This is a genomic window from Caulobacter rhizosphaerae (assembly GCF_010977555.1).
GTDB lineage: Bacteria > Pseudomonadota > Alphaproteobacteria > Caulobacterales > Caulobacteraceae > Caulobacter > Caulobacter rhizosphaerae.
The window spans coordinates 3,849,926-3,862,906 of sequence record NZ_CP048815.1 but is presented as its reverse complement, the minus strand read 5'-3'; the positions used below and the strand labels follow the sequence as shown (position 1 = coordinate 3,862,906).

The 12,981-nt window shown below is 69.0% G+C and carries 11 protein-coding genes and 1 pseudogene; 8 read left to right on the top strand and 4 right to left on the bottom strand.

Annotation, left to right across the window (positions count from 1 at the left end; genetic code table 11):
* Nucleotides 1-9: 9 nt before the first annotated feature.
* Nucleotides 10-993, bottom strand: coding sequence for an AEC family transporter (locus G3M57_RS17735; protein ID WP_056756433.1), 984 nt, complete (start codon nt 991-993; stop codon nt 10-12).
* A 120-nt stretch (nt 994-1,113) separates the two neighbouring features.
* A complete protein-coding gene (locus G3M57_RS17730; RefSeq protein ID WP_163232042.1) occupies nt 1,114-1,686 on the bottom strand; it encodes a DUF2939 domain-containing protein in 573 nt (190 codons plus the stop codon).
* 214 nt (nt 1,687-1,900) lie between these two features.
* Here G3M57_RS17730 and G3M57_RS17725 point away from each other — a divergent pair, with 214 nt between their 5' ends.
* Entirely contained in the window at nt 1,901-2,860 is a 960-nt protein-coding gene (locus G3M57_RS17725; RefSeq protein ID WP_230983658.1) for a glucokinase, read from the top strand.
* On the opposite strand, the gene G3M57_RS17720 is transcribed toward G3M57_RS17725, so the two are convergent.
* Together G3M57_RS17720 and G3M57_RS17715 are read right to left on the bottom strand one after the other, a co-directional pair.
* Entirely contained in the window at nt 2,857-4,065 is a 1,209-nt protein-coding gene (locus G3M57_RS17720) for a hypothetical protein (protein WP_056756423.1), read from the bottom strand. The genes G3M57_RS17725 and G3M57_RS17720 overlap by 4 nt on opposite strands.
* A 173-nt stretch (nt 4,066-4,238) precedes the next feature.
* The gene (locus G3M57_RS17715; protein ID WP_056756420.1) at nt 4,239-5,456 is read right to left on the bottom strand and encodes an NADP-dependent isocitrate dehydrogenase; all 1,218 of its coding nucleotides are present in this window, start codon (nt 5,454-5,456) and stop codon (nt 4,239-4,241) included.
* Between the two features lie 206 nt (nt 5,457-5,662).
* Between G3M57_RS17715 and G3M57_RS17710 the strand changes: the two genes are divergently transcribed.
* The 7 genes and pseudogenes from G3M57_RS17710 to rpsD all read left to right on the top strand — a co-directional run bounded on the left by G3M57_RS17710 (nt 5,663) and on the right by rpsD (nt 12,865).
* A complete protein-coding gene (locus G3M57_RS17710) occupies nt 5,663-8,170 on the top strand; it encodes an ATP-binding protein (RefSeq protein ID WP_163232040.1) in 2,508 nt (835 codons plus the stop codon).
* 93 nt (nt 8,171-8,263) lie between these two features.
* Nucleotides 8,264-9,064, top strand: coding sequence for an RNA methyltransferase (locus tag G3M57_RS17705; protein ID WP_056756415.1), 801 nt, complete (start codon nt 8,264-8,266; stop codon nt 9,062-9,064).
* Nucleotides 9,048-9,175: pseudogene (locus G3M57_RS27560) on the top strand (hypothetical protein); the annotation flags it as partial. The gene G3M57_RS17705 and the pseudogene G3M57_RS27560, both read left to right, overlap by 17 nt.
* Before the next feature lie 121 nt (nt 9,176-9,296).
* Nucleotides 9,297-10,406: an S-(hydroxymethyl)glutathione dehydrogenase/class III alcohol dehydrogenase gene (locus G3M57_RS17700; protein WP_163232038.1), complete on the top strand. Its 1,110-nt coding sequence runs from the start codon at nt 9,297-9,299 to the stop codon at nt 10,404-10,406.
* Between the two features lie 126 nt (nt 10,407-10,532).
* Nucleotides 10,533-11,369, top strand: a complete 837-nt coding sequence (gene fghA / locus G3M57_RS17695; RefSeq protein WP_163232036.1) for an S-formylglutathione hydrolase — start codon at nt 10,533-10,535, stop codon at nt 11,367-11,369.
* Nucleotides 11,370-11,668: 299 nt separating this feature from the next.
* Nucleotides 11,669-12,082, top strand: coding sequence for a biopolymer transporter ExbD (locus G3M57_RS17690; protein WP_163232034.1), 414 nt, complete (start codon nt 11,669-11,671; stop codon nt 12,080-12,082).
* A gap of 165 nt (nt 12,083-12,247) precedes the next feature.
* On the top strand, nt 12,248-12,865 hold the full coding sequence (rpsD, locus tag G3M57_RS17685; protein WP_056756396.1) for a 30S ribosomal protein S4: 618 nt from the start codon (nt 12,248-12,250) through the stop codon (nt 12,863-12,865).
* The last annotated feature ends 116 nt before the right edge of the window (nt 12,866-12,981 follow it).

The window sequence follows — 12,981 nt, the reverse complement described above, 5'->3', positions numbered from 1 at the left end:
GGCTGGGCCTCACGCCCCCGCGTAGCGCTCCAGCAGGATCGCGATCGCCGACAGGCTGACGCAGGAGACGGCGGTGGTCAGGGCCACGATCCGCGCCCCGCCGCGCTCGAACACGCTGTAGGCCTTGGTCTGGATGAAGACGTTGACCGCGGTCGGGGTGGCGGCCAGCAGGGTCGCGCCCAGGCGGAAGGGCAGGGGGGCGTCGACCAGACCGGTCGCGAACCAGGCCAGGGTCGGCATGACCATCAGCTTGCCGACGGCGGCGACGATGATCGGCCCCCAGCGCGGGATCGGCGAGGGCTCCTCGTCGGTCGGCTCGCAGGGCACGCCGGCCGCCGGCAGGCCGGTCAGGCCCAGGGCGATCCCCAGGGCGACCAGGGCGACGGGGCTGCCCGAGGCGGCCGCCGCGCCCACGGCGCGGTCCAGCACGCCGGGCAGGGACAGGCCGGCCAGGGCCATGACCGAGCCGGTGATCGCCGCCAGCACGATGGGGTTGCGCAGAGCCTGCATCAGCGAGCGCCAGGTCGAGCGACCGCCGGCCCAGCCCAGCAGGCCCACGCCGATGGCCGCCACGACCACGAAGTCCACCGCCACGACGCCGGCAGAAACCCGCGCGGCCTCGGGACCGAGCACGGCCAGGGCGATGGGCAGGCCGAGGAAGGCGCTGTTGCCCAGGCTGGCCGACAGGGCCCCGCCGGCCCGCTCCTCGCGGGTCCAGCGCAGGGCGATGCCAATCGCCACCATCAGGGCCACCACCAGCAGGGCGCAGGCCCCGTAGGTCAGCAGGCCCAGGGTCAGGGCGTGGTCGGGAACGCCTACCCGCGACAGCGAGTGCACCAGCAGGGCGGGAAAGCCGATCCAGTAGACATAGGTCGACAGCCCCGCCGACATCCGGGCGTCGAACAGCCGCAGCCGGGCCAGGGTCACGCCGCCCGCCACCAGCAGGAAGAACGGCACCACCCGCTGCGGCACATCGAGCAACAGGTCGATCACAGGGTCACCGGCATAGGGCGCAAGCGTGGCGGTCTCCGCCCGAAGGGGCCGACCGTCGATAGCATCGGTCGCGGGCGGCGGTCAAAGTTCGGCCGTTTTCCAGATCCGGACCCGACGCGCCTAGCGTTCGTCCACCGGCAGGCGAATGTGCACCAGCCGCCAGGTGAACAGCTTGTCGCGCCGGAAGGTGAAGATCGTGGTCTTGGCCGGCTGGCCCGGCCGCTTGACCGAGATTCGCACCCGATTGGGATCCCAGTAGGCGATGGCGGGATGCGGGCCGGCCACGGCGGCCTTGAGCTGGTCGAGGGCGGCGGCCGGCTTGGCGGGATCGGGCGGGGCCCCGCCGGGCGGGTAGCCGCGGGTCAGGGCCGCCAGGCCGGGAACGGTCAGGTAGCGGTCGACCCTGGGCTCGGGCGGAGCGATCGGTTCGATGGCGCGCTTGAAGACGCGCAAGGGATCGCGCCAGAGCGACGGCGGCTCGGCCGGGGCGGCGGCCGGGGTCTCGTCCAGCTCGGCCGTCAGGCTCCTGCGCACCGCGGGGAAGTCCACCAGCTCGCCGATCGCCTGCACGTCCTCGTACTGGGCGGCGGCCTTGAGGGCGCGAAAGGCGAACCAGGGGGCAGTGGCGAAGGCGGCGGCGAAGACCGCGATCGCCAGGACGACCAGGTCCCAAAGCCGCTTTTGAAAGGTCATCGCCGCTCCGCGCGAAGGCTCGGGACCGAAGGACACCCCATTCCGCCGCCAGGGACAAGCCGCTTCTTGCCCAGGACTGGGCCTGCCGCTCAACCTGACGGTCCGACGCTACGCGCGTCGCCCATGGCGGCGCCTGCGAGCGAACGGCCTTGCCTCATTGGGGAAAACGCGCGTTTCTTAGGGCGCAAGACCCCCGGCGGCCAGTGAGGTGTTCGTGTCCGATAAGTTCCTGTTGGTCGATGCGGATGGGGCGTATGCGCGTTTCGCGGTGGTCGAGGCCGGCGAGCCGCCGGCGACGGTCGAGGCCATGCCGGCCAGCTCCCTGGACGAGCTGATCGAGGTCTTGAGCCAGGCGCTGGCGAAGCTGGGCGGGCCGCGTCTGCACGGGGCGGCCTTCTCGGCGCCGGGCCCGATCTTCGGCAAGACCCTGCAGGTGACCCATGCGGACCTGAAGCTGGACGCGGACGTGCTGTCCGAGCGGCTGGGCGTGGCCGAGGTCCGCCTGGTCAACGACTTCACCGCCCGCGCCATGGCGATGCCGCTGCTGGGGCCCGAAGCCCTGGAGCAGATCGGCGGGGCGCCGCCCAAGGGCCAGGCCCCGGCGGCGGCCCTGGGGCCGAGCACCGGCCTCGGCGTGTCGATCCTCAATCCCGACGGTTTCGTGGGCTGGGTGGCCACGGCCAGCGAAGGCGGACACGCCGCCCTGGCGGCGGGCTCCGCCCGCGAATGCGCCGTCATCGAACACCTGCGGCTGGCCAACCCCTATGTCTCGGCCGATCGGGTGCTGTCCGACGGCGGCCTGCTTGAGGTCGCCGCCGCCATCGCCCAGCTGGACGGCCACGCGCCGCCAGGCGGGGATTTCGGGCAGCTGGTGGCGGCGGCGCGCGCCCAGGACCCGATCGCGCGGGAAGCCTTCGCGCTGTTCTCCAGCTGGCTGGGGTCGGTTTCAGGCGACCTGGCGCTGGTGGCGGGAGCCCGCAGCGGCGTCTACATCTTCAGCCCGATGATGCTGGGCTGGACCGATCTGTTCGACCGCGACCTGTGCCGGACCCGCTTCGAGGCCAAGGGACGGATGGACGTCTATATGAGGGACATCCCGCTCTATCTGGTCCTGGAGGCCGATTGCGGTCTCCTGGGCCTTTCCGCCCTCTATGCGGGGAGCGGTCCCTTCTAAACCGCGTGACGGTAGGGGAGGTTCAACGAGGGGCAGGCCGCCTCGCCGTGGAATTTCGCCGAGACCGGCGCGACGATTGGGCCGCTGAGGAAGGGGGCCTTCAGCCGTCGGCAGAGATCCAGCTCGCGCAAGCTCTGGACCCCGGCGATGCCCTGCCAGACCCTCTTGTTTCGATAAGCGGCGGGGTCGCGCAGGAAGCGGGTGATCGCCGCCCCGCGCTGCCGTTCGTCCTCGCCGCTCAGCACCAGGGTGACGCTGTTCACCGCGCCGGCCTGCAGGCTCTCGATCCGGAAACCTGGGTCCGACACGTGCAGGTCCAGCAGCGAGAAGCGGTCGATCAGCAACGAGCGGACCTTGTTGATCGCGCCGTAGCTGGGTTCGCGGGGCACGTCATAGATGTTGGCCGCCAGCCGGGGCCTCAGGGCGCGGGGCAGCTTCTGGAGGGTGGTTTCATAGCTCCGCTGCAGGCTGGGCTTGATCAGGGCCGAAAAGCAGAAGGGCAGGAACAGGTATCCCGACGGGCCGGATTTCGCCTCGACCAGGGCGGCCTCGTGGCAGGCCTGGTCGCGCTCCACCGCCTCGACGAGGTCGATGACCGGGCTGCCGTTGATCTCGGCCCCCCAGCCCACGCCGCCGCCGACGAACCGCTCCTTGGGCAGATAGTAGATGCCCCACCAGCCGGTGCGCGGCGATTCAACCTGCAGCAGGTCGTCGATGTCGCCCGGCGCGGGCGAAAGGGCCGCCAGTTCCTCGGCCGGCGGGGCCCCTTCCGTCGGACCGTCCGGCGGCGTGAGGCTGACCGCGCCCTCCGGCGTGATCTTGCAGACTCGGCCGGTGAAGGCGCGATCGTCCAGGCCGTCCAGCAAGGTCTTGAGCGCCAGGGCGGGCGTTCCCGCGAACCGCATGACCTCGGCCTGGTCGCCCTCGAGCATCAGCAGGGTGACCTCGCCCGCGCCGTTCTCGCCGAACAGCTTGTATTGCAGGTCCCGGGACATGCGGCACAGCTCCTCGGCGTCCAGGCTGGTGGCCCGGGGATCGGCGAGGACAAAGGAGAACGGGGCCACCAGGCCGTAGCGTCGCGGCCAGGTCCAGTGAGTTTCCAGATAGGCCGAAGCAACCTTGGCGACCACGCTGGCCATGGTGTCCGTGTCGGCGAAGACCAGCTCCTCGCCCACGAAGATCTTCAGACATGCGATCGCGGTCATGCGGGGGCCATAGGGCAAACTTCTCGATCGGGCGCGCCACTTCAGGGTCGTGGAACGCGCGGCACGGGGGCGCGGCGCCCAGAAGAGCCAATTTTTGTTTCCTTGGCGAGGGCCCGAACGCAAAACGCCTCCCCCTTGCGGGAGAGGCGTCGCGAAGGTCCAGGCCTTGTAGCTTAGGCCGCGGCCATGGCCTTCTTCAGGTTCTCGTCGATCTTGTCGAGGAAGCCCTCGGTGGTCAGCCAGGACTGCTTGTCGCCGACCAGCAGGGCCAGGTCCTTGGTCATGAAGCCGCTTTCGACGGTGTCGACGCAGACCTTTTCCAGGGTGTGGGCGAAGGCGGCCAGCTCGGTGTTGTCGTCCAGCTTGGCGCGGTGGGCCAGGCCGCGGGTCCAGGCGAAGATCGAGGCGATCGAGTTGGTCGAGGTCGACTCGCCCTTCTGGTGCTGGCGGTAGTGGCGGGTGACGGTGCCGTGGGCGGCCTCGGCTTCCACGGTCTTGCCGTCCGGCGTCATCAGCACCGAGGTCATCAGGCCCAGCGAGCCGAAGCCCTGGGCGACGATGTCGGACTGCACGTCGCCGTCGTAGTTCTTGCAGGCCCAGACATAGCCGCCCGACCACTTCAGGGCCGAGGCGACCATGTCGTCGATCAGGCGGTGCTCGTAGTGAATGCCGGCCGCCTTGAACTTGTCGGCGTATTCGGCGTCGTAGATCTCCTGGAAGATGTCCTTGAAGCGGCCGTCATAGGCCTTGAGGATCGTGTTCTTCGTCGAGAGATAGACCGGATAGCCGCGGCCCAGGCCGTAGGCGAACGAAGCGTGGGCGAAGTCGCGGATCGACTCGTCGAGATTGTACATGCCCATGGCCACGCCGGCCGACGGGCTCTTGAACACTTCGTGCTCGATGGTGGCGCCGTCTTCGCCGACGAACTTGATCGACAGCGTGCCCTTGCCCGGGAACAGGAAGTCGGTGGCCTTGTACTGGTCGCCGAACGCGTGGCGGCCGACGATGATCGGCTGGGTCCAGCCCGGCACCAGGCGCGGCACGTTCTGGCAGATGATCGGCTCGCGGAAGATCACGCCGCCCAGGATGTTGCGGATCGTGCCGTTCGGCGACTTCCACATCTTCTTCAGATTGAATTCGGTGACGCGCTGTTCGTCGGGGGTGATGGTGGCGCACTTGACGGCCACGCCGTGCTTCTTGGTCGCCTCGGCCGCGTCGATCGTGACCTGGTCGTTGGTGGCGTCGCGGTTCTCGACGCTGAGGTCGAAATAGTCGAGCTCCAGGTCCAGGTACGGGAAGATCAGCTTATCCTTGATGAGCTTCCAGATGATCCGGGTCATTTCATCGCCGTCCATGTCGACGACGGGGTTGGCGACTTTGATCTTGGCCATTGCGGGGTCTTTCCTCTCGCGGTGGCGCGCCTGTGACTCTTTGGCGCACAGGGCCAAGGAGCGGCGCGGACGGCGTGCCTATAGACTGTTGCGAGCCGGGGGGAAAGCCGAGGTGGCCTCGAACCGGCGATGAAGCCCTTTGCGCACGCTAAGTGTTTGATCCGCGTGTAAATCCTTGTTGAGGCTTCTTGGGGTACGAACCAGGCGTGAAGAAGCGGGCCGCCATAGCCGACGTCACTTCGCCGCTCGCGCGGCGGCTGCTGGCGATCGTCGCGATCCTGTCCATCGCCGTGACGGGCGTGGCGACGGCCGTGACCTTCGTCTTCGTGCAGCAAGCGGCCACCGACGCCCAGATGCGTCACCTGACCGAGTACGCCGCCGAGCGGGTCAAGACCGAGGACCGACTGTTCTCCGACCTGGTCAAGGTGCATGAGGCCGCGTCCGACTCCCTGGCGCGCCGGCTGCAGGCGCTGGATCCTCGCACGGTCGAGCGCGCGTTCGACGCCCAGTTTCCCCGGCGCAGCGACGGCACCCGGCGCACGGCCGATGCGCTCTATGACGGCGGGGTGGTCGACGGCGACTATACCTACGGCGTCGGCGGCTACCTGCGGAACGCCGACAAGCTGACCCCCGCGGAGAAGGCCCTGTTCCTGGCCGCGACCCAGGTGGTGTCGCACACCGGCGAGGCCGAACTGAACCGCTACGACAACTTCTACTTCTTCACGCCCAACACCCGGCTGGTGATGTTCGCGCCCCGGCGGCCGGATCGGTTGACCTACTACCGCCACAAGGCCCCGCCGACCTTCGACGTCAGCGGCGAGGAGATGACCCTGCTGACCCTGCCCCAGCAGAACCGCGAGCGGGTGATGAAGTGCACCAAGCTGCGCAAGCTGCTGTCGGACCCCAGCGGCCGGGGGCTGAACTCGGCCTGCATGACGCCCTTCGACTATCATGGCCAGCAGCTGGGGGCCTGGGGCACCAGCCTGTCGCTGGACTCCTACCTGCTGCGGGCCGTCGAGGACGCCCTGCCGGGCGGGCGCAACATGATCGTCTCGTCGGACGGCGAGCTGATCGCCTCGCCGGGGCTGGCCAAGAACGGCGTCGTCGACGCCCAGGCCCTGGTGCGGGCCCAGGCCCAGGAGGGCGTCGCCGACGTCGTCAGCCAGATCCGCGCGCGGGGCGCGGACGTGGGCGCCATCCGCACCGGCGACAGGGTGATCGCTTATGGCCGGCTCAAGGAGCCCGACTGGTACTTCCTGATGAGCTTCCCGTCCGGCGACCTGGTGTGGTCGGCGGTCAAGACGGCGTCGTGGGTGCTGCTGTTCGGCGTGCTGGGGGTGATCATCCAGGTGGCGCTGCTCTACCGGGTGATGCGTCTGACGGTCGAGCGGCCGCTACGGGTGCTGGCCGAGGCGCACCGCACGGGCAATGTCGTCGACGCCGAGCCCATCGAGCATCGCGCCGACGAGATCGGCGCCCTGGCCCGCACCCTGCGCGACCAGCGCGACGGCAATATCGAACTGCTGCGCTCGCTGGAGGAGCGCGTCGCCGAACGCACGGCCGAGCTTGAGCACGCCAACCAGGCCAAGTCCGTGTTCCTGGCCAACATGTCCCACGAGCTGCGCACGCCGCTGAACGGGGTCATCGCCATCGGCGACCGCCTGGCCGACGAGACCGACCCCGAGCGCCGTCGCGAGCTGGCCGCCCTGGTCACCTCGTCGGGCCGCCTGTTGGAGCAGGTGCTCAGCGACATCCTCGACGTCTCCAAGATCGAGGCGGGCCAGTTCCATCTGACCCCCGCGCCCTTCGACCTGGCCAGCCTGGTCGGCGGCGTGGCCGAGCTGCACCGGGCGTCGGCGCAGGCCAAGGACCTGGAGTTCCGGTGGGCGATCCAGCCCGGCCTGGCCGGCAGCTATCTGGGCGACGCGGGGCGCATCAGCCAGATTCTCAACAACCTGCTGGCCAACGCCGTGAAGTTCACGGCCATCGGCGAGGTGGCGCTGACCGTCGAAAGCGGGACCGAGGGGCTGAGCTTCATCGTCAGCGACACCGGCGTCGGCTTCGACGACACCGTGCGCCAGCGGCTGTTCAAGCGTTTCGTCCAGGCCGACCAGTCGATCACCCGCCAGTTCGGCGGCTCGGGCCTGGGCTTGTCGATCTGCGCCGCCCTGGCCGAGATGATGGGCGGCCGCATCGACGCCCGCGCGGTGGTGGGCCGCGGGGCGACGTTCCAGGTCGACCTGCCCCTGACCCGCATCCGGGCTGTAGAGGATGCGGCGCCCGGCGACGAGGAAGAGATCTCGCTGGAGGGCTTGCGGGTGCTGGTCGCCGAAGACCATCCCACCAACCAGAAGGTGGTCGAGATCATCCTCCAGCCGTTCGACGTGGACCTGACCATGGTCGAGGACGGCCAGGCGGCGCTGGACGCCTTCGCGCCCGGGGCCTTCGACGCGATCCTGATGGACATGCAGATGCCCGTCATGGACGGCCTGACCGCCACCCGCCTGATCCGCGAGCGCGAAGCCGCCGCCGGGGGCCCGCCGGTGCTGCTGGTCATGCTGACCGCCAACGCCATGGAGGAGCACGTTTCGGCCGCCAGGGCGGCGGGCGCCGACCTCCATCTGGCCAAGCCGGTGCGGCCGGCCCAGCTGCTGGAGGCCCTGGCGCGGGCGCGGCTGGCGCAGGCGGCGGGCGAGCTCAGCGTGGCGGATTAAGCCTCGACCGTCCCGCCGGCCGGACGTCGCCGCAGGCGCCAAACACCATCATGGGGCTTGCACCGTGCGGCGGTCCGGCGGCAAAGGGGGACGATGACCTCCAAGCATGCCCCGCCCTGTGTGATCCTGAACCAGCCGCAACTGGCCGAGAACATCGGCGCGGTGGCGCGCGTGATGGCCAATTTCGGCCTGTCGGACCTGCGCCTGGTCAAGCCGCGGGACGGCTGGCCCCAGGAGCGCGCCTGGGCCAGCGCCTCGGGCGCGAATTGGCCGCTGGACGACGCCCGGGTGTTCGACACGCTGGAAGAGGCCATCGCCGACCTTAAGCTTGTCTTCGCCACCACCGCCCGCCCGCGCGAGACCCGCCTGCCGGTCTACACCCCGCGCGAGGCCGCCGCCCACCTGTCGGCCGACGTCGCCCAAGGCCGGGCCGTGGGACTGCTGTTCGGTGGCGAGCGGGCGGGGCTGGAGACCGACGACATCGCCCTGTGCCAGGCCATCGTCTCGATCCCGATCGACGAGCGCTTCCGGTCGCTGAACCTGGCCCAGGCCGTGTCGATCAACGCCTACGAATGGAAGATGACGGTCGACGACCGGCCGTGGTCCAAGTTCGAGTACAACGTCGCCGAGCCCGCCGACCAGTCCAGCCTGCTGGGCCTCTACGGCCAGCTCGAAGACGAGTTGGAGAAGGCCGGCTTCTATCATCCGCCTGAGAAGAAGCCGTCGATGGTTCGCAACCTGCGCGCCCCGCTGGCCCGGGCCCGGCTGACCGAGCAGGAGGTGCGCACCTTCCGCGGCGTGGTCACGGCCCTGTCCAAGGGGCGGGGCCGGGTGCTGGCCAAGCTGGCGGCCCAGAAGGCCGCCAAGGGCGAGACGCCTGACGCCGAAGGCTAGCGCGCCAAGCCGTACGTCCTTCGAGGCTCGGCTGCGCCTCGCACCTCAGGATGAGGAATTCAGCACAGAGCTCCTCATCCTGAGGCGCCCGCGCAGCGGGCCTCGAAGGACGTACGGCTTGGCCGCGCCGCCGTTGAGCCAGACGTCTTCCGCCAGGCCGGCCGTAAGGGCTCGACCCCGCCGCGCCCCAGGGGCAAAGTCCGGCCCGACTCGACATCCGGAGACCTGAACGATGAAAACCCGCGCCGCCGTCGCCTTCGAGGCCAAGAAGCCGCTGGAGATCGTCGAGGTCGACCTGGAGGGCCCCAAGGCCGGCGAGGTGCTGATCGAGATCAAGGCCACCGGCGTCTGCCACACCGACGCCTACACCCTGGACGGCCTGGACAGCGAGGGCCTGTTCCCCTCGATCCTGGGTCACGAGGGCGCGGGCGTGGTGGTCGAGGTGGGCGCGGGCGTCACCAGCCTGGCGGTCGGCGACCACGTGATCCCGCTCTACACGCCCGAATGCCGCCAGTGCAAAAGCTGCCTGTCGGGCAAGACCAACCTCTGCACAGCGATCCGCGCCACCCAGGGCAAGGGGCTGATGCCGGACGGCACCAGCCGCTTCTCCTACAAGGGCCAGACGATCCACCACTACATGGGCTGCTCGACCTTCTCCAACTACACGGTGTTGCCCGAGATCGCCGTGGCGCGGATCCGCAAGGACGCGCCGTTCAAGACCGCCTGCTATTGCGGCTGCGGCGTGACGACCGGCGTCGGGGCGGTGGTCAACACCGCCAAGGTCGAGCCGGGCGCCAACGCCGTGGTGTTCGGCCTGGGCGGCATCGGCCTCAATGTCATCCAAGGCCTGAAGCTGGTGGGCGCCAACATGATCGTCGGGGTCGACCTCAATCCCGACCGCGAGGCCTGGGGCCGTCAGTTCGGCATGACCCACTTCGTCAATCCCAAGGCCATCGACGGCGACCTCGTCGCCCACCTGGTGGCCCTGACCGACGGCGGGGCGGACTACACCTTCGACGCCACCGGCAACACCACGGTCATGCGCCAGGCGCTGGAGGCCTGCCACCGCGGCTGGGGCGAAAGCATCATCATCGGCGTGGCCGAGGCCGGCAAGGAGATCGCCACCCGCCCGTTCCAGCTGGTCACCGGCCGGGTCTGGAAGGGCACGGCCTTCGGCGGCGCCCGCGGCCGCACCGACACGCCCAAGATCGTCGACTGGTACATGGACGGCAAGATCCAGATCGACCCGATGATCACCCACGTCCTGCCGCTGGAGCGCATCAACGAGGCGTTCGACCTGATGCACGCCGGCGAGAGCATCCGGACGGTGGTGACGTTCTAGGGGCGGGAAAGCCCCCTCAGTCGCTTCGCGACAGCTCCCCCAGAGGGGGAGCATCTTGGCGCAACAGCTCCTCCCCCTCTGGGGGAGGTGGCCCGGAGGGCCGGAGGGGGACCTTCGGCGCATGACATGTCCAACGTCGAAACCCTCGCCACCCACCGCACTCAGGGCGGGACCCTGCGCTACTGCCGGCACGACAGCGCCAGCACCGGCACGCCGATGAAGTTCACCGTCTGGACGCCGGATGGCGAAGGGCCGTTCCCGTATCTCGTCTGGCTGTCGGGCCTGACCTGCACCGAGGACAACTTCACCACCAAGTCCGGCGTCTACGCGCATGCGGCCCGGCATGGGGTCGCCATCGTCGCGCCCGACACCTCGCCACGCGGTGAAGGCGTCGCCGACGATCCGGCCTACGACCTGGGGCAGGGAGCGGGGTTCTATGTCGACGCCACCCAGACGCCGTGGGCGCCGCATTTCCGGATGTATTCCTACGTCACGAAGGACCTGCTGGACGCCGTCGACGCCGCCTTCCCGCTGGACGCAGGCCGGCGGGGGATCTTCGGCCACTCGATGGGCGGACACGGGGCCCTGACCATCGCCCTGCGCAATCCGGACCTGTTCAAGTCGGTCAGCGCCTTCTCGCCGATCGTCTCGCCGCTGAACTGCCCGTGGGGCGACAAGGCGATGACCGCCTATCTGGGCGCGGACCGCGCCGCCTGGCGGGCCCATGACGCCACCGCCCTGATCGAGGACGGGGCAGGGGCCGCCTTCGACGAGATCCTGATCGACCAGGGCCTGGCCGACAGCTTCCTGGAAAACCAGCTGAAGCCGCAGCTGATCGAGGCCGCCGCCGCCAAGGCCGGCCGCAAGGTCACCGTCCGGCGCCAGGACGGCTACGACCACAGCTACTTCTTCATCGCGACGTTCATCGGCGAGCATATGGCATGGCACGCTGAACGGCTGTAGCTTGACCCTATGATCAACTGGGTTCGAGCCGTCGATTGGATCGCAGGTGACGGGCGCCTGAAGGGAGCGGTTCTGCGCCTTGGGGTCGTGTCGGGCGGCGGTTTCGTCTTGGCGGTCCTGGATGGCGCTCGTCACGGCCGATCCGTGGTGGAATCCTTGGCGTGGGCCTTCGTGAGCGTGGCCATCTTGATCGTCGCCTTCGGGGCCTGGCGGTGGAACGACTGGCGTCGCCGCGTGCAACGGCGGGGAAGCCCGCCAACACGCACCCTCAACCTCGATTAGCCGAAGGGGCTGGGTGCATGGCGCGACGATTGGCGGGGCGGTTCGAAGCGCGGCCACTGGCGGCGATCAACCTGACGCCGATGGTTCCCGTGCTGCTGGCGCTGTTCGCGGTGGTGGCCGCCGCGCTTTCGTCATCCCGTTCCAGCTTGACGCTGGATGTGTCGCCCCGGGACCCCGGACCGGTGGAAACTCGTCCTGAGGCGGCTTCGCCTTTCATTTCGGTGGGCAAGGGCGGTGAGCTGTCGCTCGATCAGCACTCGGTCGATCCAGCGGAACTCGAGGCTCGCCTCAAGGTCGTTCGCAGCACAGGACTTCGCGGCGTCGCCATCCGGGCCGAGGCGGACGCCGCCTACGGCGACTACATGTCGGCCGTGCGCCTGGTTCGTCGTCAGGGACTGGAGGTCTATCTGATCAACGAGGACATCCGTTAGCGGTCAGCGCCGTTGACTCCCCGACCACCCTCCGCCATAAACCGCCCCTTCTCGCCGCCGGCTCGCCGGACGGCGCGAAAACCGCATGACGGAATGACCCGAAGCCGCCGTTGAGATCGCACCCTCTCGAGGGCGCCGGCCCGGATCGAACTAAAAGAGTGACTTATGTCCAAGCGCCATAGCGCCAAGTACAAGATCGATCGCCGCATGGGCGAAAACCTCTGGGGCCGGCCCAAGTCGCCGGTGAACCAGCGGTCCTACGGCCCCGGCCAGCACGGTCAGCGCCGCAAGCAGAAGGTTTCGGACTTCGGCCTGCAGCTGCGCGCCAAGCAGAAGCTGAAGGGCTACTACGGCAACCTGACCGAGAAGCAATTCTCGCGCACCTACGAGGAAGCCGCCCGCCGCAAGGGCAACACCTCGGAAAACCTGATCGGCCTGCTCGAGTCGCGTCTGGACGCCGTCGTCTACCGCGCCAAGTTCGTGCCGACCCCGTTCGCGGCCCGTCAGTTCGTCAACCACGGCCACGTGCTGGTGAACGGCAAGCGCGTCAACATCGCCTCCTACCGCGTGAAGGCCGGCGACGTGATCAGCGTCCGTGAAAAGTCGCGCAACATGGCGCTGGTGATCGAGGCCCTGGCCTCGTCGGAACGCGATTTCTGCGACTACATCACGGTCGAAGCCAAGTCGATGACCGCCACCTTCGTCCGCGCCCCGGAACTGGCCGAAGTGCCGTATCCGGTGAAGATGGAACCGAACCTCGTCGTCGAATTCTACGCTTCGTAAGCGTCGATCCTCGAAGACGATCGGAAAGGCCCCGGGGAAACCCGGGGCCTTTTTCGTTTTCGTTGCTGCTCCCCCTTTGGGGGAGCTGTCGCGCAGTGACTGAGGGGGTTCTCCGG